This is a genomic window from Pseudomonas sp. 22189 (assembly GCF_052045635.1).
Classification (GTDB): Bacteria; Pseudomonadota; Gammaproteobacteria; order Pseudomonadales; family Pseudomonadaceae; genus Aquipseudomonas; species Aquipseudomonas parakoreensis.
In genome coordinates this window covers 100,276-121,651 of the sequence record NZ_JBQEPG010000011.1, presented here as the reverse complement: position 1 = coordinate 121,651, position 21,376 = coordinate 100,276, and the positions used below count along the sequence as shown (strand labels likewise).

The window sequence follows — 21,376 nt, the reverse complement described above, 5'->3', positions numbered from 1 at the left end:
CTCTCAAGCCAACTGGAGAATGTCATGAGCAAGATCGCAATCATTGGTGCCACCGGTCGTGCCGGTAGCCAACTGCTGGAAGAAGCCCTGCGTCGTGGCCATAGTGTCACCGCCATCGCCCGCGACACCTCGAAGATCGGCACACGTGCCGGTGTGGTCAGCAAGAATGTCGATGTGCTGGATTCGGCAGCGCTGCAAGCCGCCGTCGCCGGTCACGACGTGGTGATCAGCGCTGCGCATTTCGCCACGGTACCGGCCAGTGCCGTGGTTGGCCCGGTGAAGCAGGCGGGGGTGAAGCGTCTGCTGGTGGTCGGTGGTGCCGGTTCGCTGCTGCTGCCGGATGACACCCGAGTGATCGACAGCGCCGGTTTCCCGGCCGAGTACAAAGCCGAGGCCAGCGCCGGGGCAGCGTTTCTCGATGCCTTGCGTCAGGAGAAGGAACTGGACTGGACCTTCCTCTCGCCATCGGCCGAGTTTGTCGAAGGTGAGCGCACCGGCAGCTTCCGCGTCGGCAAGGATCACTTGCTGGTGAGTGCCGAAGGTCGCAGCTGGATCACCTTCGCCGACTACGCGATTGCGTTGATTGACGAAGTGGAAACGCCGAAGCATTCGCGTCAGCGGTTTACCGTCGGCTACTGACCTGCAAACGCCCCCTGTAGGAGCTGCCGCAGGNACAAGATCAAAAGATCGCAGCCTGCGGCAGCTCCTACAGGGGAATGTGGTGTTTCAGCGGGTGTGCGCCTGCTCCACCAGCCAGATCATCAGTTCTTCCAGCTGCGGCGACGCCCCTGCACCCTGCGGCATCACCACGTAGTAACCCAGCCCCGTTTTCACCTTCAGCTCAAACGGCATCACCAGCCGCCCGGCGCGCAGGTCGTCGCCGATCAACGACCAGTCGCCAATTGCCACACCCGTCCCGTGGGACGCCATCGACATCGCCTGATCCAGCGTCTCGAAATGCTGGCCCGTGTTGACGTTGTTCAACTGCAATTCGGCCGCCGTCAGCCACACCGTCCAATCCTGCGTATCGCGGGTCGGATGCAATAGCAGATGCTGTTGCAGATCGGCCGGTTCGCTCAGCACCGGTGGGCCTTTCAATAACGCAGGCGAACAGACCGGCGTCAGTTGCTCATCGAACAAATGCAGGGCAGTGGATGAGTTGTCCGGCGGCGTGCCGTAGATCACCGCCGCATCAAACTGCTCGCGCTGGAAGTCGACACCGTGGGCCAGCGTGGTGGTCAGTTTGACCGGTACGTCCGGGCGTTCCTTTTGCCATTGCAACAGGCGCGGCACCAGCCAGCGCATCACGCAGCTGGGCGCCTTGAGTTGCAGGGTCTGACGCTTGCGCCCGATCTGCTCGGTGGCCTCGCTGATCAACCCGAAGATCTTTTCCACCCGTGGCAGCCATTCGCGTCCTTCGGCGGTCAGCTCCAGGCCTCGGGCCAGACGGATGAACAGCTCATACCCCAGATGATCTTCCAGCCCGGCGATCTGCCGGCTCACGGCGCCCTGGGTGATGTGCAACTGCTCGGCCGCCCGGGTGAAGTTGCAGCACTGCGCAGTGATCAGAAACGTGTGCAGGGCGGGCAGGGGAGGCAGTCGTTTCATGTGGATCCAAGGTATGACGTGAGGACATGGCTAGTATGACTTTTAATCGATTGTTGCCGCTACCTGCCGCCCGTTCAATGAGCCCATGTTCAGATCATGTGGGAGCGAGCCTGCTCGCGAAGGCTGTTTCACATTCAGCATTGATGTTGGCTGATCCAGCGCTTTCGCGAGCAGGCTCGCTCCCACACGGGATCTGTGTTTTTAGCTGACAGAAGGGCAATCGACATGGCGACGTGTGGCGAAGTACTGGTCAAGTTACTCGAGGATTACGGGGTCGAGCAGGTGTTCGGCATTCCCGGGGTGCACACCGTGGAGCTGTATCGCGGGCTGGCCCGTTCGAGCATCAACCATGTCACCCCACGGCATGAACAGGGCGCCGGTTTCATGGCCGACGGCTACGCGCGCACCAGCGGCAAACCGGGGGTGTGCTTCATCATCACCGGTCCGGGCATGACCAACATCACCACCGCGATGGGCCAGGCTTACGCCGACTCGATCCCGATGCTGGTGATCTCCAGCGTGCAGACCCGCAGCCAGTTGGGCGGCGGTCGCGGCAAGCTCCACGAGTTGCCGAACCAGAGCGCGCTGGTCGGCGGCGTCGCGGCGTTCTCCCACACTTTGATGTCGGCGGCAGAATTGCCGGCCGTGCTGGCCCGTGCTTTCGCACTGTTTCAGGCCGGGCGTCCGCGTCCGGTGCACATCGAGATTCCGCTGGACGTGCTGGTGGAAGAGGCTGATGAACTGCTCGCCAGCGTTCCGGTGAATATTGACCGCGCCGGGGCTGCACCGGCTGCCGTACGGCGCATGAGCGAACTGCTGGCCGGCGCTCAGCGTCCGCTGATTCTCGCCGGTGGCGGGGCCATCGATGCCGCCGCCGAACTCACCGAACTGGCCGAGTTGCTCGACGCCCCGGTGGCGCTGACCATTAATGCCAAAGGCATGTTGCCGACCAGCCATCCGCTGCTGATCGGCTCGACACAAAGCCTGGTCGCGACCCGCGCGCTGGTGGCCGATGCCGACGTGGTGCTGGCGATCGGTACCGAACTGGCGGAAACCGATTACGACGTGACCTTCGCCGGCGGCTTCGAGATTCCCGGCAAGTTGCTGCGCATCGACATCGACGCCGATCAGACCGTGCGCAACTATCCGCCGCACGTGGCCTTGGTCGCCGACTCGCGCAACGCTGCGCAAGCGCTGCTCGGTGCGCTGTCGCAGCAGGCGCTGGCCGAGCGGTGCAACGATTGGGGCCAGGTGCGGGCAGCGCGTCTGCGCGATGAGCTGGCCGCGACCTGGGATGCACCAACACTGGCCCAGACCCGTTTTCTGGAAACCGTGCTGCACGAGTTGCCGGACGCGGTGTTCGTCGGCGACTCCACGCAACCGGTGTACACCGGCAACCTCACCTTCAACCCGGAACGACCACGGCGCTGGTTCAACTCGTCCACCGGTTACGGCACCCTCGGTTACGCCCTGCCGGCGGCGATTGGCGCGTGGCTTGGCGGCAACGTCGAGGGCGGCGCTCGTCCGCCGGTGGTCTGCCTGATCGGCGATGGCGGCTTGCAGTTCACCCTGCCGGAACTGGCCAGCGCGGTTGAAGCGCGCACGCCAGTTATCGTGCTGCTGTGGAATAACCAGGGTTACGAAGAGATCAAGAAATACATGGTCAACCGCGCCATCGAGCCGGTCGGCGTCGATATCTACACCCCGGATTTCATCGGCGTCGCCAAGGCCCTGGGCTGCGCCGCTGAAGCGATCAGCTCGGTTGAGCAATTGCGTGGCGCGCTGCGTGCGGCGACTGACCGCCAAGGCCCGACCGTGATCGAAATCGACCAGAGCCAATGGATGCAGGCGGTGGCCCAATGATCAACTTCCCAACCACCCTCGATGGTCTGTACATCAATGGTCAATGGTCCGCCGGGCGTGAGCACCTGCGGGTGATCAACCCGGCCACCGAAGCACTGCTGACCACGGTCAATGGCGGCGATGAACGCGCGGTTGATCTGGCCGTCAGCGCGGCCACTGCAGCGTTCAAGAACTGGTCGAAAACCAGCGGTGCCGAACGCGGCGCGATCCTGCGCAACATTGCCAACGGTGTGCGCAACGGGCGTGACCACTTGATGAAGTTGCAGTCGAGCAACAACGGCAAGCCACAGTTCGAAGCGGCCATCGACGTCGATGATGTGATCGCCACCTTCGAGTATTACGCCGGTTTGGCCGAAGGCCTCGACGCACAACTCGACAGCAACGTGGCGCTGCCCAGCGACGATTTCAGTGCGCGTCTGCGCCGTGAACCGTGCGGTGTGGTCGGGCTGATCGTGCCGTGGAATTTTCCGATGGTCACCACTGCGTGGAAGCTCGCACCGGCCTTGGCCGCCGGTTGCTGTGTGGTGCTCAAACCGTCGGAAGTCACGCCGCTGCCGGAGCTGGAACTGGCGGCGATCATCGCTGAATCCGGTCTGCCCGACGGCGTGTTCAACCTGGTCTGCGGCACCGGTCTGGCGGTGGGGGCACCGCTGTCGGCGGATCCGCGCATCGCGAAAATTTCCTTCACCGGCAGCAACGCTGTCGGCGTGCAAGTGATGCAGCGTGCCGCCGAAACCGTGAAGGGCGTGAGCCTGGAGCTGGGTGGCAAATCTTCGCTGCTGGTGCTCGAAGATGCCGATCTGGAACTGGCCGTGGAACTGGCTTGCGGCGGCGGTTTCTTCAATGCCGGGCAGATGTGCTCAGCCACCAGTCGCGTGCTGGTCGCCGATGAACTGGCCGATGAATTTCTTGAGCGTCTGCAAAAGCGCGCGCAAGCGATTCGCGTGGCCGATCCTTTCGACCCGGACGTGGAGATGGGCGCGCTGGTCAATCAGGCGCAATACCAGCGCGTGCTCGGCCATATCGATCGCGGTTTGAGTGCCGGAGCGAAGCTGGTGTGCGGCGGTAATCGTCCGGCGGATCTGCCACGCGGCTATTTTTTGCAGCCGACAGTGTTCACCGACGTGCCCCTCGACAGTGCGTTGTGGTGTGAAGAGATCTTTGGCCCGGTGCTCTGCGTGCGCAGTTTCAGCAGCGAAGCCGAGGCGATTGCCCTGGCCAACGACAGCCAGTTCGGGCTGGTCGCCAGTGTGGTGACGCGTAACGCCGAGACCGCCGACCGCGTCGCCAACGCCCTGCAGGCGGGGCTTGTATGGCTCAACGCGCCGCAAGTGATCTTCCCGCAGACGGCGTGGGGCGGCTACAAGCAGAGCAGCATCGGCCGCGAATTGGGGCCGTGGGGCCTGGCCGCGTTTCAGGAAATCAAACACGTGATCCGGGCGCTCTGAGCGCCCGAAAACGGTGAATGCATGCCTCGCAACGAGGCATGCGTCGGTGTCATGGCTTCGATGAGTTTTTATCGATAGTCAGGTGTATTGCACGACCTCAGGATGAACCCGTCGGCAGCGCTGCAGGCCTTTTAATACAAGGCCTGCAGCGGATCCGGCCGCGCGGATGCAACGGTTGCGACCAACCTCATACTTAAAAGAACAAAGGGAGTCCTTCATGGGCGAGCATGATCTGAACAGGCGTCAATTCATTAAAACCGTCGGCGTCGCCTCGGTAGCGGCGGCGGCCCTGAGCATGCCCTTCATCCGGGCCAGCGCCAGCGACACACGGTTTGCCGGCAAGACCCTGCGTTTGCTGACCTGGTCGGATGACACCGGCCTCGCCGCACTGCGCAACATCGCCGCCACGTTCGAGGCCAAGACCGGCGCCAAGGTCATTGCCGACCGCACCGGCAGCACCTCGGAAATGGTCGCCAAACTCAAGGCCGGCGGTGACCGTCCGCAGTACGACATCATCACCCTGGCCGGGGTTGGCGCCGAAGGTCTGGCCGCCGCCGGACTGCTGGAAAAACCCGACCTCAACCGGATTCCAAACCTGATCGACGTACCGGAAAAATACCGCACCGGCGCCAACGGGCACGGCATCGGTTACCTGCTGTGGTGCAACAGTCTGGTCTACAGCACCCGTACCCTCAAACAGGCTCCAGACAGTTACGCCGCGCTGTGGGATGCCGATCTGGCGCCGAACATTTTCCTGCCGCCGCCGAACTGGACCGAGGCGATGGACCTGATCATCATCGCCGCGAAACTCGCCGGTGGTGATGAACACAACATCGAGCCGGGCTTCAAGAAACTCGCCGAGCTCAAGGATCGCGTGGTCACCCTCGGCGAGAACCCGAACCAGATCGCCGAGCTGTTCCGCACCGGGTCCCTGGACATGGGCGGCTTGTACGCCCCGGCATTCTTCCCCAAGCAGATCCGCGATCCGAACTACGGCCTCGGTGCCACGTTTGGCATGAAGGAAGGTTTCTACACCGACCTGATGCTCTCGGTGATGCCGAAGAACCGTCCGGGCGACACCGACCTGGCCTACGCCTTCATCGATCACTCTCTCGACCCGCTGGTGCAGGGCAAGATGGCCGAAGACATCTTCAACGGCCCGGTCAACGCCAAGGCGATCATCTCCGCCGAAGCGCGCAAGAGCCCGTACATCCTCACCCCGGAGCAGATTGCCGAGAAGGCGATCATGCACGACAACGCCTTCCTGGCGACCGTGCATGACCAATGGATTCGTCGTTATACGGAAATCTTTTCTTCCTGACCCTAACACCTCCTGTAGGAGCTGCCGAAGGCTGCGATCTTTTGCCTTTGATCTTCTTTGCGCAGATGAGGATCAACAGCAAGATCAAAAGATCGCAGCCTTCGGCAGCTCCTACAGGGATGTGTTGTTTGGCTTTCCATTGACGAGATCATTGCTATGGAACATCAATCCCTGACCCAACCGGTCGACGCAGGTGACGTGCGCCCGGCGCGCGGTATTTCGCCGACCGCCCGGGCGTGGTTTTTCCTCACGCCGTCGATGCTGTTTCTCGGTGTGCTGATCGCCGCCAGCCTGCTGGTGCTACGCATGAGCGTCGGCACTAAAGGCGCGGAGTGGAGCGGGTTCAGCCTCGCCAGCTACGCGCAGTTGCTCGAACCCTATTACCTGAAATCCCTGCTGCTGACCCTGCGTCTGGCGTTGATCAGCGCGGTGATCGCCGTGCTGCTGGCGATCCCGGTGGCGTACACCATGTCGCGGCTGACCTCGCCGTTCGTGCGGCGGATCTTTCTCGCGGCGGTGTTGTTGCCGCTGCTGGTCAACCTGCTGCTGCAAAGCTACGGCTGGCTGGTGATTCTCGGCCCGGGCGGGATGCTCAACCAGACGCTGATGGGCCTGGGCCTGATCAAGCGCCCGATCATGTTGCTGTACAACCAGAACGGTGTGCTCATGGGCTTGGTGCAGACCGCGTTTCCATTGGCCGTGCTGCCGATTGCCAGCGCCATGCGCGGTGTTGCGCGCACCTACGAAGAGGCCGCCGCTACCTTGGGAGCCAGTCGTTTTCAGGTGTTCCGTCAGGTGGTGTTGCCGATGAGTCTGCCGGGGATCATCACCGGGGCGACGCTGGTGTTCGCCTACAACGCCAGCAGTTTTGTCGTGCCGTTGCTGCTCGGTGGTCGCCGTGTGCCGATGCTCGCGGTGATGGTGCATGACCAGATCGCGCCGCTGATGAACTGGCCCGCCGCATCGGCGGCCGGGGTGGTGCTGATCGTCACCACGCTGGCGATCATGACCCTGTCCGAATACATCACCGGCCGTCGTCGGCGCCTGCTGGAGGCTTCGCAATGAGTACCCTGACCAACAAGCGCATGGCGCTGCTGCCCGGCGACACCGGCAAGTTCGCCGGGATCCTTTCCGGGGTCATTCTGCTGCTGGCGGTGTTGCCGATCCTGACCATGATCGTCATGTCGTTCAGTGGTGCATCGAACCTCGACTTCCCGCCGAGCAGCTACAGCCTGCAATGGTACAAGGCGGCCTGGCACACCTTCGTTTCGCCGGACGCCAGCGACGTGCTGAGCCTCGGCCAGGCCATGGCCACCAGCCTGCTGGTGTCGTGCCTGACCATGGTCTTCGCCACGCTGATCGCGGTGCCCGCCGCCTATGCGCTGACCCGCTGCGAGTTCCGTGGCAAAGCCGTGGCGCTGCAACTGATGTCGTTGCCGCTGGTGTTTCCGATGGTGGTGTTGGGCCTGGCCTTGCTGCTGGTGTTCGACAGCCTGCCGTTTCACCTGACCACCTCGCGGCTGGTGATTGCCCACGTGATTCTGGCGCTGCCATTCGTGGTGAAAAACTGCACCGCCGCGATGCTCTCCATCGGCAGTGAAGTCGAAGAGGCGGCGCGGATGCTCGGCGCTTCACCGCTGCGGGCGATTGTCGATGTGGTGGTGCCGTTGATGAAGTCGGGGATTCTGGCGGGGATGCTGCTGGCGTTCATCGTCTCGTTCAACGAATTCACCGTGACCTATTTCCTCTACACCATCGACGTCATGACCGTGCCGATCTGGATGTACAGCCGCACCGTGTCATCGCTCGACCCTACCGTGTTCTCGTTTGCCGTGCTGATCGTGCTGATCGACTTCGTCCTGATCTGGGCGCTGGAGAAGCTGGTGGGCGAGGGCGGCGTTTCCTTTTGATTTGAGGTGCAACATGACTGGTCTGATTCTGGAAAACGTCGAGAAATTCTACGGCTCGGCGTGCGCGGTACAGGACGTCAACCTGCATTTGCCGGAAGGCAAACTGGTGTGTTTTCTTGGCCCGTCGGGCTGCGGCAAAACCACCTTGTTGCGGATGATCGCCGGGCTGGAAACCCTCACCGGCGGCGAGATTCGCCTCGACGGCGAGAACATCGGCCACACCCCGGCGCACCTGCGCAACTTCGGCATGGTGTTCCAGTCGCTGGCGCTGTTTCCGCACATGACCGTTGGCGAGAACATCGCCTACCCGCTGAAACTGCGCGGCGTGAGCAAGGCCGAGCAACAGACGCGGGTAGTGGAGTTGCTGGAGCTGATCCAGTTGCAAGCGATGATCGACCGGCCGGTGGCGAAACTCTCCGGCGGGCAACGACAGCGGGTGGCGATTGCCCGGGCCATCGCCTCGCGGCCGAAAATCCTCCTGCTCGACGAACCGCTGTCGGCGCTGGACGCCAAGTTGCGCGAGTCGATGCAGGTGGAAATCCGCCAGTTGCAGCAGCGCTTGAACATCACCACGATCATGGTCACCCATGATCAGCGCGAAGCCATGACCATGGCCGACATCGTCGTGGTGCTCGGCGAGCACAAGGTGCAGCAGGTGGGCACGCCGATCGAAATCTATCGGCACCCGGCCAACGAGTTCGTCGCCGACTTCATCGGTTCGGGCAACATCTTTCCGGCCACGGCGCTGGGCGACGGCAAAGTCAGCCTGCCGGGCGGTGATGCGCTGCAAGTGCCGATCTGCGGCAGCATCGAGGCGGGGCAGAAGGTAAAGATGCTGATTCGTCCGGAAGACCTGCAACTGTCCGCACCACAGGCGACGGCGGGCAATCGCTTGCTCGGCAAGGTGACGTTTGTGCGTGATATTGGCGCGACCATCGAGACCACGGTGGAGTGTTCCGGGGTGAGTTTCACCGCGTTGAGCACGCCGTGTCAGGGGATCGGTTTGGGGATCGGGCATCCGGTGTCGGTGACATTGCCGAGCGAGGCGTGTCGAGTGTTGGGGGCTTGATCCGGATTTGATGTTGGCCTCGCTGGCCTCTTCGCGAGCAGGCTCGCTCCCACATTTGGAAACGCGTTCCTCNGGGAGCGAGCCTGCTCGCGAAAGCGCCAGATGCAGCAACGCCAAGTCCGGATCAGACCGACTGCCGCAACCGCGCCAGATCCCTTAACGGCGGCGCACCAAACAAGCGGCTGTACTCGCGGCTGAACTGCGACGGGCTTTCATAGCCCACGCGATAGCCCGCCGCCGACGCTTCCAGCCCTTCGGCCAGCATCAGACGCCGCGCCTCTTGCAGGCGCAATTGCTTCTGATACTGCAGCGGACTCATCGCGGTCATCGCCTTGAAACGGTGATGCAAGGTCGAGACGCTGAGGTTCACTTCTTTCGCCAGATCATCAATGCGCAGCGGTTGTTCGAAGTTGCCGTTGAGCCATTTGATCGCCTGGCTGATGCGATGGCTCTGACTGTTGGCAATCGCGATTTCATACAGGCGATGGCCCTGCGGACTGCGCAGCAGGCGATAAAGAATCTCCCGGCGAATCAGTGGCGCGAGCATGGCAATGTCTTTCGGCGCATCCAGCAGTCGCGCCAGACGCAACACCGCGTCGAGCATCGCGCTGTCGATCTTTTCCACATACAGGCCACGCCCGGTCGGTCGGGTCGGCACGCCCATGGGGCCGGCGTCGGCGATCAGTGCAGTGATTTCCGCGGGGTCGATGTCCAGGCGCACGGCGAGGATCGGCTCCTCCGGCGAGACATTCACCACCCGCCCGCTGAGCGGCATCGAGACCGAGACCACCAGGTAATTCAGCGGGTCGTAATTGAAGAACTCATCGGCCAGGCGCACCTCTTTGCGGCCCTGGGCCATGATGCACAACGCCGGTTGCGCGAGCACCGGGGCGAAGTCATGGGACTGGGTATGGCGCGACATGAACAGCGAGCCGATGGCGGTCTGGTAACTGCCGTCGTCGGTGGTGTTGCGGCGGATGATCGCCGCGAGCTCCGCACGCTGTTTTTCCATGTCGGCATCGGGCGGGGACTGGAAACGATCGAATGACGTCATGCGCGGCATCCTCTGCTAAAACGGTGGAATGGGGCAGAGCCTATATTTGTGCAAGCGCCAGCGGTAGACACATCCTGTCAAATGCTTGCCTGATTCTGCATCGGCTGGTTTTGTGCCGCCGCGATCAGCCTGCATCCGACGCGCAGTGCCTGCGGTCAAATCCCCCTGTAGGAGCTGCCGAAGGCTGCGATCTTTTGATTTTAAAAACAAAAATCAAAAGATCGCAGCCTTCGGCAGCTCCTACACAAAACTCGTATGACAGCGGTGTGACAAGGTTTTAGCGGTGGTTGCCAGTCGTTTATGCAGTCTCGCAGGATTGTGCAACGCAGCGGCAGGAATCGACTAACGGCGCCTTGCGCGCGGCCCTTAACCTTGGATCCTGTCGCAGCCCGTCCCCCGGCTGCCACGCGACTCCCTGGGAGGGTTGAACATGTCCAAGCAGATTCCCGTCAGTCATATGGCCTTCGTTCGAGCGCGCGCCGGCCGCTCCGCCGAACTGGGTGTGCGCCTCAGTGCCTTGATCGAACCGTCACGCAACGCCCCCGGTTGCCTGAACTTCGCCTTGCAGCATTCGCAATGCGATCCGGAACTGTGGCTGGTCTCCGGTTTCTGGAGCCATCAACAGGCAATGACTGCGTATTTCAATAGCCCGTCGATGCAGATCTTTGCCGAGCTGGTCCAGGACCTGGTGGTCAACAGCCTGGATTTCCACACCTTCAAAGAGGTGTCGGCGGCGCAGGCGCTCGGACAATGTCCGGCACCGATACACAAACTCGCCGGTTGAGGGTTTAATGTCCGGCTTATTGGTCTGAGCCAGGATGTGTGCCATGGCACGTAAAGAGTTCGAACACTTCGAAGCAGTCTCCGCAGTCGTCCCCGTCGAGTTGGGCGGCAACAAGGGTTACCACGCGGCAATCGCGGTCAAGGCCCTGGTCGATGGCGGTGCGCCACGCTTTCACAAACTGCTGGGTGACCAGGTGTTCCCCGGCGCCATCGCTGCCGATGAGGCTGCCATCAATGAGCTGGATCGCCTCAAGGGTGTCACTGATGACGCCGAGTTGATCTGGTAGTTATTTGACCGCCCCCGGGCGCCACATCTTGAACAGGGCTTCAGGCCCCAACTGGAAATAATCCGCCGGCCCGCCGCCGCGCAGAATCGGTTCTGCCGCGGCGGTGTCGTAGATCCCGTCCTTCAACAGCCACTTGGCGATATGCACGGCGACCACTTCGCCGAGAATCAGCCAGCTCGGCACGGTTTCGCCATCGGCGCGCTGCAACTGGATGATCTGCGTGACCTTGCACTCGAAGGACACCGGGCTTTCGGCGACCCGTGGCACCGCAATCACCTTCGACGCCACGGGCGTCAGCCCCGCCAGTTCAAACTCGTTGACCTGCGGCGCGACCATCGCGCAGCTCTGGTTCATCTGCTCGGCCAGCGGCCGGGTGGCGAGGTTCCAGGCGAATTCGCCGGTCTGCTCGATGTTGTTCAGGCTGTCTTTGCGCCCGACGCTGGAAAAACCAATGATCGGCGGAATGTAGTTGAACGCGTTGAAGAAGCTGTAAGGCGCCAGGTTCAACTGCCCATTGGCATCCTGCGAAGAAATCCAGCCGATGGGGCGTGGGCCGACGATGGCGTTGAACGGATCGTGGGGCAGGCCGTGGCCGTGAGCCGGTTCGTAGAAGTGGATGTCATCGGACATGGATGGAGTTCCTCAAAAGGGCAATCTGAAAGACGCCATAGTGTAAGAGCGCACCGCGTATTTCCAGTCGAACGCTGATCCCACTGTAGGAGCTGCCGAAGGCTGCGATCTTTTGATCTTGATCTTAAAAACAAAATCAAAAGATCGCAGCCTTCGGCAGCTCCTACAGGGGATTTGTATGGATTTCAGAAATTGTGCTGCCCCAGAAATGACTAAGCCCGGCCGAGGCCGGGCTGTGAATGGACTGCTGAAACTTAGCTGATGGCTGCAGCAGTACCGGTCTTGTCGAAGCCGTCAGCCGCGATGGCGTTGGCAGTACCGGTCTTGTCGAAGCCATCGGCGGCCACGGTTTTGCCGATGTTGGTTTTATCGAAACCGTCAGCGGCGTAAGTGCCCGAGTGGCTGGTTTCGATGGCGGCGCTGGCGCCGGAAATGAAGTCGGCCGATTTGGTTTTGTCCGAACCATCGGCAGCGAAAGTGTTGGCGGCCAATACGGACAGGGTCAGGGCGAGGATCAGTTTGGTTTTCATGTCAGTTACTCCAGATGCGTTGGCGATGTGTCTTGCTTGGATCTAATGCTACGCCAACTAAATTGATTAAAAAGCGCAAATAAATGCTAAAAACAATCGATTAACTTGATATTAAGGGCGGCGCATTCAATTCGCTTTCGTCGTTAGAGCGAGCGCCGCGCAGGTCATCGATCAGGTAGGTGCAGGATGCGGGAGATGCATTAACCGCTAATTAATAGCCTCCTTCGGCCTGTGTGACAGATTTTTCATACATTCCCGACCGGTTTTTCACCGGTGCAACGCCAGTCTGCCCACGGCCAGAAAACCAAGAACCGGCCGTCTCACTCTGGAGCTTTGCTTGCGATGAATAAACTGCCTCAAATCACCCTGGCGTTCTGGGTCATGAAAATCTGCGCGACGACCCTGGGGGAAACCGCCGGGGATTTGCTCTCGATGACCCTCAACGTCGGTTACGCCCTCAGCTCGCTGATCCTGATCAGCGTGTTCGTGCTGACCCTGATCACCCAGTTGATGGCCAAGACCTACAAGCCGCTGCTGTACTGGATCGTGATTCTGTCGACCAGCACCGCCGGCACCACCATGTCCGACTTCATGGACCGCACCCTTGAACTGGGCTACGCCACCGGATCGATGATCCTGATTGCGATTCTTCTGGCGATCTTCGCGGCCTGGCGCCTGAGCGGCGATTCGCTGAACGTCAGCAAGGTGCAAACCTTCCGCGGCGAGATGTTCTACTGGATGGCGATTCTGTTTTCCAACACCCTGGGGACCGCGCTCGGCGACTACCTGGCCGATGATTCGGGCCTGGGTTTTGCCGGTGGCGCGCTGCTGATCGGCTCGACCATTGCCGTGGTCGTGGCACTCAAATACTTCACGAAGATTTCGGGGGTGCTGTTGTTCTGGGTGGCGTTCGTGCTGACCCGGCCGTTCGGTGCGACCTTGGGCGACCTGATGACCAAATCCCATGAAAAGGGTGGTCTGGACTTCGGCACCATCGGCTCGTCGGCGGTGTTGGCGGGGATTCTGCTGGTGATGATTGTCGGCGCGTCGTATGCGCAGAAGCGTTATGGCAAGCCGCCGGTTGCCGAGTTGACTTGATACCGAGTCGCCCCAATCGCCGGCAAGCCAGCTCCCACAATGATCGGTGATGTTCACCAAATCTGTGTGCACCACCTGAACCTGTGGGAGCTGGCTTGCCAGCGATGAGGCCACCACAGCCACCGTTGCAGTGGCTGTGAAAACCCGATCAGTCAGTCACGATCCGCGAATGTTTCTGCGTGTCTTTCATGGTGATGTACACCAGCAGCGACACCGCGATGCACGCGGTCACGTACCAGTAGTAACCGGTTTCCATGCCGATGCTCTTGAACCACAGCGCGATGTATTCGGCGGTACCGCCGAAGATCGACACGGTCAGTGCGTACGGCAGGCCGACGCCCAGCGCGCGGATTTCGGTCGGGAACAGCTCGGCCTTCACCACAGCGTTGATCGAGGTGTAGCCGCTGACGATGATCAGTGCGGCCATGATCAGGAAGAACGCGCCCCACCAGGTCTGGATGGTGTGCAGGGTCATCAGGATCGGCACGGTGAAGATCGTCCCGAGTACGCCGAAAGCGATCAGGATCGGACGACGACCGATTTTATCGGACAGGCCACCGATGATCGGTTGCAGGCACATGAACAGGAACAGCGTGGCGGCGGAAATGGTGGTCGAGTCGGAGATGCTCATGCCGACCGTGTTCACCAGGTATTTCTGCATGTAGGTGGTGTAGGTGTAGAACGCCAGCGTACCGCCCATGGTCAGGCCGACCACGGTGAGCAGCTCTTTCGGGTGGCGCAGCAAGGTGCGCATGGCGCTTTCCTTGGACTTCTCTTTTTTGGTGAACGACTCGGTCTCTTCCATGCCGCGACGCAGGTACAGCGCGACGACCGCGCACAGTGCGCCGATGGCGAACGGAATACGCCAGCCCCACGCGTACAGCTGTTCGGTGGTCAGCAGGTTCTGCAGCACGATCAACACACCCAGCGCGATGAGCTGGCCAGAGATCAGGGTCACGTACTGGAAGCTGGAGAAGAAACCGCGACGTTCCTTGGTCGCCATCTCCGACAGGTAGGTGGCCGAGGTGCCGTATTCGCCACCGACTGACAGGCCCTGCAGCAGACGGGCAAACACCAGCAGGATCGGCGCGCCGATGCCGATGGTTTCGTAGTTCGGGCTGAGGGCGATCAGCAAGGAGCCGAAGCACATCAGGTAGACCGAGGCCATCAAGGCTTTCTTGCGACCGACCTTGTCGGCGTAGAGGCCCATCAGCCAGCCACCGATCGGACGCATCAGGAAGCCCACGGCGAAGATCGCGGCGGTGTTCATCAGTTGCGCGGTGGTGGAACCGGCGGGGAAGAAAGTCTTGGCGAAGTACAGCGAGAAGGCAGCGTAGACGTACCAGTCGTACCACTCGACCATGTTGCCGACCGAGCCGCTGAAGATCGATTTGATCCGGCTGGCGGTGGTTCTTGTTTTGGCGGGCGCGGCAGCCGACCCAAGGGGCAGGGCGTTGGAGTTATCCATTGAAGGATCCTTCGTTTAATTGTTTTTGTGGAGCGCGTTAAAACGCAGCCTGCCGGGGCTATAGCAGGAGCTGTGCCAACGGCGAGAAGGGCGGTTTAGACGGGGTGGCGGGATTTAATGAGCGGAAATCCGCTTAGGGCTGGATTGTGGTGAGCGGAAAATTGCTCATTCAGGCTGATGGATAATGGTTGCCTGTGCCGGCCTCTTCGCGAGCAGGCTCGCTCCCACAGGGGAAACGCATTCCNTGTGGGAGCGAGCCTGCTCGCGAAGGGGCCACTAGCGACAATCAATAAATCAGCTGCCCGGAACAAACATCTCCCGGCTCAACCCATGCCGCTGCAGCTTTTCATTGAAGGTGCGGCGCGGCAGCTGCAATTCTTCCAGCACCGCTTTCACATCGCCCTTGTGCCGGGTCAACGCCGCACGCAGGCACTGCGCTTCAAACGCTTCCTGCTGCGCAGCGAGGGATTGGCCGGGGTCGATGCCCTGCACCGGCTCATCCAGCCCCAGCACCTGCCGCTCGGCAACGTTCGCCAGTTCCCGCACGTTGCCCGGCCAGTCGTGGCTGAGCAGGTGACTCAATTGCGCTCCGGAAAGAGGCGCAAAGGTGCGGCCCAGACGCTGGGCGGCGTTGAAGGCGAAGGATTCGAACAGCAGCGGAATGTCTTCGCGCCGATCACGCAGCGGCGGCAGCCGCAGCTCGGCGACGTTCAGGCGATACGCCAAGTCTTCGCGAAAACGTCCGGCCCGGGCCTCATCCAGCAGATCCGGTTTGGTCGCGGCGACAATCCGCAGATCGACACGAATGCTCTGGTTCGACCCGAGGCGCTCCAGCTTCTGTTCCTGCAGCACCCGCAGCAATTTCACTTGCTGGGCCAGCGGCATGCTTTCGATTTCATCGAGAAACAGCGTGCCGCCGTCGGCGTACTCCAGCTTGCCGATGCGCTTGCCGGACGCTCCGGTGAACGCACCACTTTCGTGACCGAACAGCTCGGCTTCGAACAATTGCTCGGGGATCGCCGCGCAGTTCAGCGCCACGAAGGGCTTGTCAGCGCGCGGGCCGAAATCATGCAGGCAGCGGGCGATCAGTTCCTTGCCACTACCGGTTTCGCCACGGATCAACACGTTGACCGGCAGCGCCGCCAGATCCAGCACCTGGCGGCGCAAGGTCTGCATGCCACGGGACACGCCGAGCAGCGTCGCGTCGAGGCGGGCGCGGTGGTCGGCCTGCGCGTGCAGGGCGCGGTTTTCCAGGACCAGCCGACGCTTGTCGAGCGCGCGGCGCAGGCTGCCAAGCAGGGTGTCCGGGCTGAACGGCTTCTCGAGGAAGTCGTAGGCGCCGTCACGCATGGCTTCGACCGCCATCGGCACATCGCCGTGGCCGGTCAGCAGAATCAGCGGCAGATCGGCATCACGTTTCTGCACTTCGGCCAGCAACTGCAGACCACTGAGACCGGGCATGCGCACATCGCTGAGGATCACCCCGGGAAAGTGCGCCGGCAGGGCCGCGAGGCAATCTTCGGCGCGGCTGAACAGCTGAACCTCGAACCCCGAAAGACTCAGCCATTGCTCCACGGCGTTGCGAATGCTGCTTTCGTCATCGACCACCATCACTGAATTGAGCATCAGAGGTGTGCCTCCAGATCGATCGGCAGGGTCAGGGCAAATACCGCACCGGCCTCGCCATTTTCCACGCTCAGACGCCCGCCGGATTCATGCACGATGGCAAAGGATACCGCCAGCCCCAGACCCAGACCGTCACCCACCGGTTTGGTGGTGAAGAACGGGTCGAATACCTGGTTCAAGTGCTGTTCGGCAATCCCGCCGCCATTGTCGATCACGCTCAGGCGCCACAATTGTTCATCCGCCTCCAGGCGAATTTCCAGACGCTTGCACGGTTTGCCCTGCATCGCATCGAGAGCGTTGCGCAGCAGGTTGATCAACACCTGTTCGAGACGGATCGCATCGCCACGCACCCACGCCGGACGCGTCAGGTGCAGCACCAGACTGACCTGTTCGTCGCGCAGGCGCGCGTCGAGCAGTTGCAGCGATTGATCGACCACGGTCGCCAGGTCCAGGCGTTCGCGCAGGCCGCTGGGGCTTTTGCGGGCGAAGGTTTTCAGGTGGCCGGTGAGCGACGCCATGCGCGTGAGCATGTCGTCCACCGGTTTGAGCGCCTTGTAGGCGTCATCGACACGGCCATGCTCGAGCAGCAGGCGCAGGGTCGCCAGTTGCATGCGTTGCGCGGTCAGCGGTTGATTGATTTCGTGGGCCAGTGCGGCGGACATCTGCCCCAGCGCCGCCAGTTTGGCCGATTGCACCAGACCGTCCTGCGCGGTGCGCAGGTCGCGGGTGCGTTCTTCGACCAGTTGTTCGAGTTCTTCGCGGTTGCGCTGACGGACTTTCGACAGGCGCCAGCGCTGATTGAGGAACAGCAGCAAAAACACCAGCGCCAGCCACACACCCGCAGCGGCCAGCCCGGCGTTGCGCAAATCTTCGAACGCCACTTGCGGGCGGCGCAGCAGGTGCAGGGTCCAGCCTTCGGTGGCCAGCGGCAGCGATTCCCACAAGTAATCCGCTGTCCCGTCCGGGCCTTCGACCCGGCGCAAGTCGCTGTTGTCGTCGAAGTGACGCAGCGACAGATGCGTCAGCGGGACCAGCGATTGTTTGTCGTACTGCCGTGTACGCTTGATCTCGGCCATGTCGCGGCTATCCAGCGGCCGTAACGAGCGATAGCGCCAACCGGGCTGGTTGGCGATGAAGATGATCCCGCGCGCATCGCTGACCAGCAGCGTGTCACTGCCCTGGCTCCATTCGCGTTCAAGCTCGGGGAACTCCAGCTTGACCACCATCGCCCCGAGGAACTCGGCGTTGTCGCCGAGCACGGCGCTGGACAGAAAATAACCGGGGATGCCGCTGGTCACGCCCACTGCATAAAAGCGTCCGCTGCCCTGAGTGCGGGTCTGGCTGAAGTACGGACGAAAACCGTAGTTGTGGCCGACGTAACTGCTCGGCAGGCGCCAGTTGCTGGCGGCCACCGCGAGGCCGGTGTGATCGAGCAGTTCAAGGGTCGAGGACTGCGCCGCGCCGTTGATTTGCTCCAGCTTCAGATTCAGCGCGTTCTGTTGCTCCGCACCCACCGGCCCGGCCAGCGCGCCGCGCAATTGCGGATCCAGCGCCAGCACCGCGGGCAGGGCGCGGTAGCGGTCGATCAGGGTATGCAGTGAATTGGCATACAACGCCAATTGCTGGCTGGCGCGGGTAGCGTCTTCCTCCAGCGCCTGACGTTCGGCGTGGCGGATGGCCAGGGTCGCGGCGATGGCCGCACCGGCAATGATCAGCAGGGTGTACAACGACAAACGCAGGGTACGAGAAGTCGGCAGCATGCTGGACTGATGGATAAGGGGACGGGCGGGCACGATAGCATGGGGCCGGCGATCCTGTTCGCTTCATGTGTCAGCAGATCAGACCGTAGTGAACTGACGGGATCTGGAGCGCAATATAGTGCGCGTGTATTCCAGCTCGTTGATCACGGCCGCCGTGGCATACCATAGATTGTGCGGTGTATTGCCTTCGTTTCGGCCCAATAGCCCATAGGTATTGATTGCCGTCATGCCTGCGCCCTCGAAGGCTTTTTCGATATCGAGCATGTTGGCGGATAAATAATCGATAAGCCCACTCACATTGACGATGCCCTTGGCAATTTTTTGAGCACTGAGCTCATGACTTGCTCCGGCGATTTCATGGCCTATTTCAATTGCACCCAACAGTGTACTCGCCGTGGTGCTGATTTCAGCGGCGGCTTGCGGCAGCATTTCTTTGGCGCCAACACTGATGAGCGTGGACGCCACTTCCTTGGAGCCCTTGAGCACGCCCTTCTGCGTATCGGGGATCATTTTCGCGTACTTTTGCTGCAGGTAATGGACCGGTGCCATGGTTTTATATTCGGCTTTCTCGACGATTTTTTCCTTGGACAGGCGGCTGGCCTTGAATTTCACAGAAGCGCTGGCGCCAGTGCGTTCTGCGGCGTAATCCCACAATCCGCTGATCAGTTTCTTCGCACCAATGCCCATCGCGACCCCCAGGACATTGCCCACGCCGGGGGCGACGGCACCCAGCGCCTGGGCGCCGATACCGACCAGAATGCCGCCACCATAGGCCACGACTTGTCCGGCCAGGTGTACACCGGTGCGGCGCAGGACGGCCCCGGCAAATTGCCCCGTCGAGCGCTGGTTGAGTACCTGTTGCTGGGCATCCAGACTGCGACGCAGCGACAGCGCCAGAATGTTCAGGTGACGTTCGACCTGATGCGACAGGTTGGCCCGAGCCCGGTAATTCTGTTTTTCCTCTTTGCTCAGTGCCTTTCTCTGATCGCGCTGAGCGGGTGTTTCGAGAAACCCGTCCAAGGTCTGGCCGTCGGTGTCGATGTGGCCAATCGGATTGTTGGCGACAAAGGCATACAGGTTCAGCCCGTCGATATCCAAGGCCGGATCAGCGCTGACCCAGCGTTGTAACCACGGTGCGTAATAGCGTGCGCCGTAGTAGTAAAGGCCGCTGCTGTCCATTTCCCGGCCTGAATAGCGAATGGTTTTATAGCCGACTTCCAGTGTCGAGCGAGTTGCCAGCCAGGCGGTTCCACCAAATGCGTAGTAATGCTCCAGGCTGATGACGTCAGCCTGCCGATCAAGCTCCAGTGCGCAAGAACCAAGATGGTCATCAAGGTTGTAGCGCAGTTGATCGGCTTCGATGCCGGGCGGTCGGCCGCTGAGCCAGTGCAGGCAACGCGCCCCTGGAAGAATGATGACATGCAGTTGCTGGCCGTCGCTGCGGCTGTGGATTTCCAGGCCTGGCAGGTAGCGTACCTCGTGACGGTGGGTGACGGACGGGGTGTGGCTCAGCACGCATTTGTAGATGCGTTCACCTTGGCTGTAGCGGTAGGTTTCATTGTCGTCGGGCAAGCCGTTGCTGTGTTGCAGCAAGGTAACGCGGATCAGTTGATCACGACTGTCCCACGCCAGAGGCTGAGCGCCGGGTTGCAGTCTCAACTGGTTACCGTGCTCGTCGAAGTGATCGCTGAACACCGGGTCGGGATCACCGGATTTGCAGCGCACCCCACGATTACTGTTCGGGTCGATCTTCATCAGTTGAGTGAAATTGTGGCCTTCGCGCACATGCACAAGCTCGACGAGGTTGTTTCCCGCGTCATATGCATAATGTTCGGTGTAGTTGTAGCGTCGTCCTGGATCGACAGGCTGGATCGGTTGCGGCAAACCGGGCGACTGCTGCGGGATCTCGCCTTCGAAGCCAAGACTTTCGATCAAACGATAAAGCGAGTCGTAGACAAAGAGACGGACGCCATCGACGCGCTGATTGGCAAAATACACCGTGGCCAGGGTGCGGTCTTCGATACGCAGGACATTGCCGACCGGGTCGTAGGTGTAGCGCAAGTCCTGCAGCGGTTTTTCCTGATCCTTGCCGGCCAGCAGATTCAGCAGCCGACCGTCAGCGGGATCGTATGCGCGGCGGCTGCGAACACCATTGCCGGCCAGTTGTTCCAGCGGTTGGCCGGAGGCGTTGTACGTGGCAGCGTCGAGCACCGGTTGTGCCGCGTCAGCCCCGGCTATCCACAGCGATACCCGACTTAACTGGCCGGCGACATCGTAGCTCGAGCGTTGTCGGTGACCACCGGCATCGGTGACTTGCACCACATTGCCGTGCGCGTCGAAATCCATACGAGTGATGAACGCTGCCGTCTCGCCAGACAGCGTACGGGTTTCACCCAAGGCCTTGCCATGCAGGTTGTATCCGTCGACCACCACCGTGGCGCCCGGGTCGGCGCTTTCGCTCAGCTCACCGCGCAGGTTATGCCCGGGGTCGGCATTGTGGTCGGCATAGCTGTAGCGCTCGACATCGTCTTGCGCATTTTCCGTGACGGCGATCAACCGCATCAGCGGGTCGTATCGATAGTGCCATTGCTTGCCGCGCTGGTCGTGGCGTTGCAACACTTCATTGGCCAGACCGGGCAGATTGACGCGCCAGCCGGAGTCGACGCTGTCGACTCTCAGTCGTTCGCCGTCCAGACGGTAGGCGGTGGTCAGGCAGGGCTCTGGGAGCCGTGGGTCATATTGTTCGATCAGACGGCCGTGGGGGTCGTAACATTGGCGGCTGGTCTGGCATTGGACTTCGGCGTCCACCACCGCCCGCAGATAAGCAACGGTTCTGACCGGCAGCCCCCTGGGATCGTGAGCCGACAGGGTGGGCGTTCGCCAGTGCACTGAAGGACTCATGCCCGCCCCTCCGTGAAACG

At 61.5% G+C, this 21,376-nt stretch carries 18 protein-coding genes; 10 read left to right on the top strand and 8 right to left on the bottom strand.

The features are described from left to right. Positions 1-24: 24 nt before the first annotated feature. Entirely contained in the window at positions 25-639 is a 615-nt protein-coding gene (locus ACTJKS_RS14050; RefSeq protein ID WP_041068445.1) for an NAD(P)-dependent oxidoreductase, read from the top strand. Positions 640-726: 87 nt separating this feature from the next. On the opposite strand, the gene ACTJKS_RS14045 is transcribed toward ACTJKS_RS14050, so the two are convergent. Beyond that, on the bottom strand, positions 727-1,608 hold the full coding sequence (locus ACTJKS_RS14045; RefSeq protein ID WP_041068447.1) for a LysR substrate-binding domain-containing protein: 882 nt from the start codon (positions 1,606-1,608) through the stop codon (positions 727-729). Positions 1,609-1,833: 225 nt separating this feature from the next. Here ACTJKS_RS14045 and ACTJKS_RS14040 point away from each other — a divergent pair, with 225 nt between their 5' ends. The 6 genes from ACTJKS_RS14040 to ACTJKS_RS14015 all read left to right on the top strand — a co-directional run bounded on the left by ACTJKS_RS14040 (position 1,834) and on the right by ACTJKS_RS14015 (position 9,219). Next, positions 1,834-3,471 carry a 5-guanidino-2-oxopentanoate decarboxylase gene (locus tag ACTJKS_RS14040; RefSeq protein WP_108183649.1) on the top strand — a complete coding sequence of 546 codons (1,638 nt, stop codon included), beginning with the start codon at positions 1,834-1,836 and terminating at the stop codon, positions 3,469-3,471. Further along, positions 3,468-4,919 carry an aldehyde dehydrogenase family protein gene (locus tag ACTJKS_RS14035; RefSeq protein ID WP_108183648.1) on the top strand — a complete coding sequence of 484 codons (1,452 nt, stop codon included), beginning with the start codon at positions 3,468-3,470 and terminating at the stop codon, positions 4,917-4,919. The genes ACTJKS_RS14040 and ACTJKS_RS14035 overlap by 4 nt, the downstream gene beginning before the upstream one ends. 217 nt (positions 4,920-5,136) lie before the next feature. Further along, positions 5,137-6,240, top strand: a complete 1,104-nt coding sequence (locus ACTJKS_RS14030) for an ABC transporter substrate-binding protein (protein WP_027612490.1) — start codon at positions 5,137-5,139, stop codon at positions 6,238-6,240. 156 nt (positions 6,241-6,396) lie between these two features. After that, on the top strand, positions 6,397-7,305 hold the full coding sequence (locus ACTJKS_RS14025) for an ABC transporter permease (RefSeq protein WP_108183647.1): 909 nt from the start codon (positions 6,397-6,399) through the stop codon (positions 7,303-7,305). Then, positions 7,302-8,150, top strand: a complete 849-nt coding sequence (locus ACTJKS_RS14020; protein ID WP_108183646.1) for an ABC transporter permease — start codon at positions 7,302-7,304, stop codon at positions 8,148-8,150. The genes ACTJKS_RS14025 and ACTJKS_RS14020 overlap by 4 nt, the downstream gene beginning before the upstream one ends. Before the next feature lie 13 nt (positions 8,151-8,163). Continuing rightward, positions 8,164-9,219: an ABC transporter ATP-binding protein gene (locus ACTJKS_RS14015; protein WP_108183645.1), complete on the top strand. Its 1,056-nt coding sequence runs from the start codon at positions 8,164-8,166 to the stop codon at positions 9,217-9,219. Positions 9,220-9,343: 124 nt separating this feature from the next. Here ACTJKS_RS14015 and ACTJKS_RS14010 read toward each other — a convergent pair whose 3' ends face one another. Further along, the gene (locus ACTJKS_RS14010) at positions 9,344-10,273 is read right to left on the bottom strand and encodes an AraC family transcriptional regulator (RefSeq protein WP_108183644.1); all 930 of its coding nucleotides are present in this window, start codon (positions 10,271-10,273) and stop codon (positions 9,344-9,346) included. A 430-nt stretch (positions 10,274-10,703) separates the two neighbouring features. Here ACTJKS_RS14010 and ACTJKS_RS14005 point away from each other — a divergent pair, with 430 nt between their 5' ends. Together ACTJKS_RS14005 and ACTJKS_RS14000 are read left to right on the top strand one after the other, a co-directional pair. Continuing rightward, entirely contained in the window at positions 10,704-11,057 is a 354-nt protein-coding gene (locus ACTJKS_RS14005) for an antibiotic biosynthesis monooxygenase family protein (protein ID WP_027612495.1), read from the top strand. Positions 11,058-11,100: 43 nt separating this feature from the next. Continuing rightward, a complete protein-coding gene (locus tag ACTJKS_RS14000; protein WP_007965872.1) occupies positions 11,101-11,343 on the top strand; it encodes a hypothetical protein in 243 nt (80 codons plus the stop codon). Here the strand turns inward: ACTJKS_RS14000 and ACTJKS_RS13995 are convergent, their stop codons facing one another. Both ACTJKS_RS13995 and ACTJKS_RS13990 read right to left on the bottom strand, forming a co-directional pair. Further along, the gene (locus ACTJKS_RS13995) at positions 11,344-11,973 is read right to left on the bottom strand and encodes a flavin reductase family protein (RefSeq protein ID WP_041068463.1); all 630 of its coding nucleotides are present in this window, start codon (positions 11,971-11,973) and stop codon (positions 11,344-11,346) included. It lies immediately after the preceding gene. 254 nt (positions 11,974-12,227) lie between these two features. After that, the gene (locus ACTJKS_RS13990) at positions 12,228-12,503 is read right to left on the bottom strand and encodes a hypothetical protein (protein WP_086791830.1); all 276 of its coding nucleotides are present in this window, start codon (positions 12,501-12,503) and stop codon (positions 12,228-12,230) included. Between the two features lie 342 nt (positions 12,504-12,845). Here ACTJKS_RS13990 and ACTJKS_RS13985 point away from each other — a divergent pair, with 342 nt between their 5' ends. Further along, on the top strand, positions 12,846-13,601 hold the full coding sequence (locus tag ACTJKS_RS13985; RefSeq protein ID WP_108183643.1) for a COG4705 family protein: 756 nt from the start codon (positions 12,846-12,848) through the stop codon (positions 13,599-13,601). A 148-nt stretch (positions 13,602-13,749) separates the two neighbouring features. Here ACTJKS_RS13985 and ACTJKS_RS13980 read toward each other — a convergent pair whose 3' ends face one another. The 4 genes from ACTJKS_RS13980 to ACTJKS_RS13965 form a co-directional block, all read right to left on the bottom strand. Next, a complete protein-coding gene (locus ACTJKS_RS13980; protein WP_108183642.1) occupies positions 13,750-15,069 on the bottom strand; it encodes an MFS transporter in 1,320 nt (439 codons plus the stop codon). A gap of 294 nt (positions 15,070-15,363) precedes the next feature. Further along, positions 15,364-16,695 (bottom strand): sigma-54-dependent transcriptional regulator, encoded by a 1,332-nt coding sequence (locus tag ACTJKS_RS13975; protein WP_108183641.1) that lies wholly within the window; start codon positions 16,693-16,695, stop codon positions 15,364-15,366. After that, on the bottom strand, positions 16,695-18,455 hold the full coding sequence (locus ACTJKS_RS13970; protein ID WP_108183640.1) for an ATP-binding protein: 1,761 nt from the start codon (positions 18,453-18,455) through the stop codon (positions 16,695-16,697). The genes ACTJKS_RS13975 and ACTJKS_RS13970 overlap by 1 nt, the downstream gene beginning before the upstream one ends. A gap of 78 nt (positions 18,456-18,533) precedes the next feature. Next, positions 18,534-21,356: an RHS repeat-associated core domain-containing protein gene (locus ACTJKS_RS13965; protein WP_108183639.1), complete on the bottom strand. Its 2,823-nt coding sequence runs from the start codon at positions 21,354-21,356 to the stop codon at positions 18,534-18,536. Positions 21,357-21,376: the final 20 nt, after the last annotated feature.

Bases quoted from the DNA above. Each gene is read 5' to 3' on its own strand.
- ACTJKS_RS14050 (WP_041068445.1), top strand. From the start codon at position 25: ATGAGCAAGATCGCAATCATTGGTGCCACCGGTCGTGCCGGTAGCCAA.
- ACTJKS_RS14045 (WP_041068447.1), bottom strand. From the start codon at position 1,608: ATGAAACGACTGCCTCCCCTGCCCGCCCTGCACACGTTTCTGATCACT.
- ACTJKS_RS14040 (WP_108183649.1), top strand. From the start codon at position 1,834: ATGGCGACGTGTGGCGAAGTACTGGTCAAGTTACTCGAGGATTACGGG.
- ACTJKS_RS14035 (WP_108183648.1), top strand. From the start codon at position 3,468: ATGATCAACTTCCCAACCACCCTCGATGGTCTGTACATCAATGGTCAA.
- ACTJKS_RS14030 (WP_027612490.1), top strand. From the start codon at position 5,137: ATGGGCGAGCATGATCTGAACAGGCGTCAATTCATTAAAACCGTCGGC.
- ACTJKS_RS14025 (WP_108183647.1), top strand. From the start codon at position 6,397: ATGGAACATCAATCCCTGACCCAACCGGTCGACGCAGGTGACGTGCGC.
- ACTJKS_RS14020 (WP_108183646.1), top strand. From the start codon at position 7,302: ATGAGTACCCTGACCAACAAGCGCATGGCGCTGCTGCCCGGCGACACC.
- ACTJKS_RS14015 (WP_108183645.1), top strand. From the start codon at position 8,164: ATGACTGGTCTGATTCTGGAAAACGTCGAGAAATTCTACGGCTCGGCG.
- ACTJKS_RS14010 (WP_108183644.1), bottom strand. From the start codon at position 10,273: ATGACGTCATTCGATCGTTTCCAGTCCCCGCCCGATGCCGACATGGAA.
- ACTJKS_RS14005 (WP_027612495.1), top strand. From the start codon at position 10,704: ATGTCCAAGCAGATTCCCGTCAGTCATATGGCCTTCGTTCGAGCGCGC.
- ACTJKS_RS14000 (WP_007965872.1), top strand. From the start codon at position 11,101: ATGGCACGTAAAGAGTTCGAACACTTCGAAGCAGTCTCCGCAGTCGTC.
- ACTJKS_RS13995 (WP_041068463.1), bottom strand. From the start codon at position 11,973: ATGTCCGATGACATCCACTTCTACGAACCGGCTCACGGCCACGGCCTG.
- ACTJKS_RS13990 (WP_086791830.1), bottom strand. From the start codon at position 12,503: ATGAAAACCAAACTGATCCTCGCCCTGACCCTGTCCGTATTGGCCGCC.
- ACTJKS_RS13985 (WP_108183643.1), top strand. From the start codon at position 12,846: ATGAATAAACTGCCTCAAATCACCCTGGCGTTCTGGGTCATGAAAATC.
- ACTJKS_RS13980 (WP_108183642.1), bottom strand. From the start codon at position 15,069: ATGGATAACTCCAACGCCCTGCCCCTTGGGTCGGCTGCCGCGCCCGCC.
- ACTJKS_RS13975 (WP_108183641.1), bottom strand. From the start codon at position 16,695: ATGCTCAATTCAGTGATGGTGGTCGATGACGAAAGCAGCATTCGCAAC.
- ACTJKS_RS13970 (WP_108183640.1), bottom strand. From the start codon at position 18,455: ATGCTGCCGACTTCTCGTACCCTGCGTTTGTCGTTGTACACCCTGCTG.
- ACTJKS_RS13965 (WP_108183639.1), bottom strand. From the start codon at position 21,356: ATGAGTCCTTCAGTGCACTGGCGAACGCCCACCCTGTCGGCTCACGAT.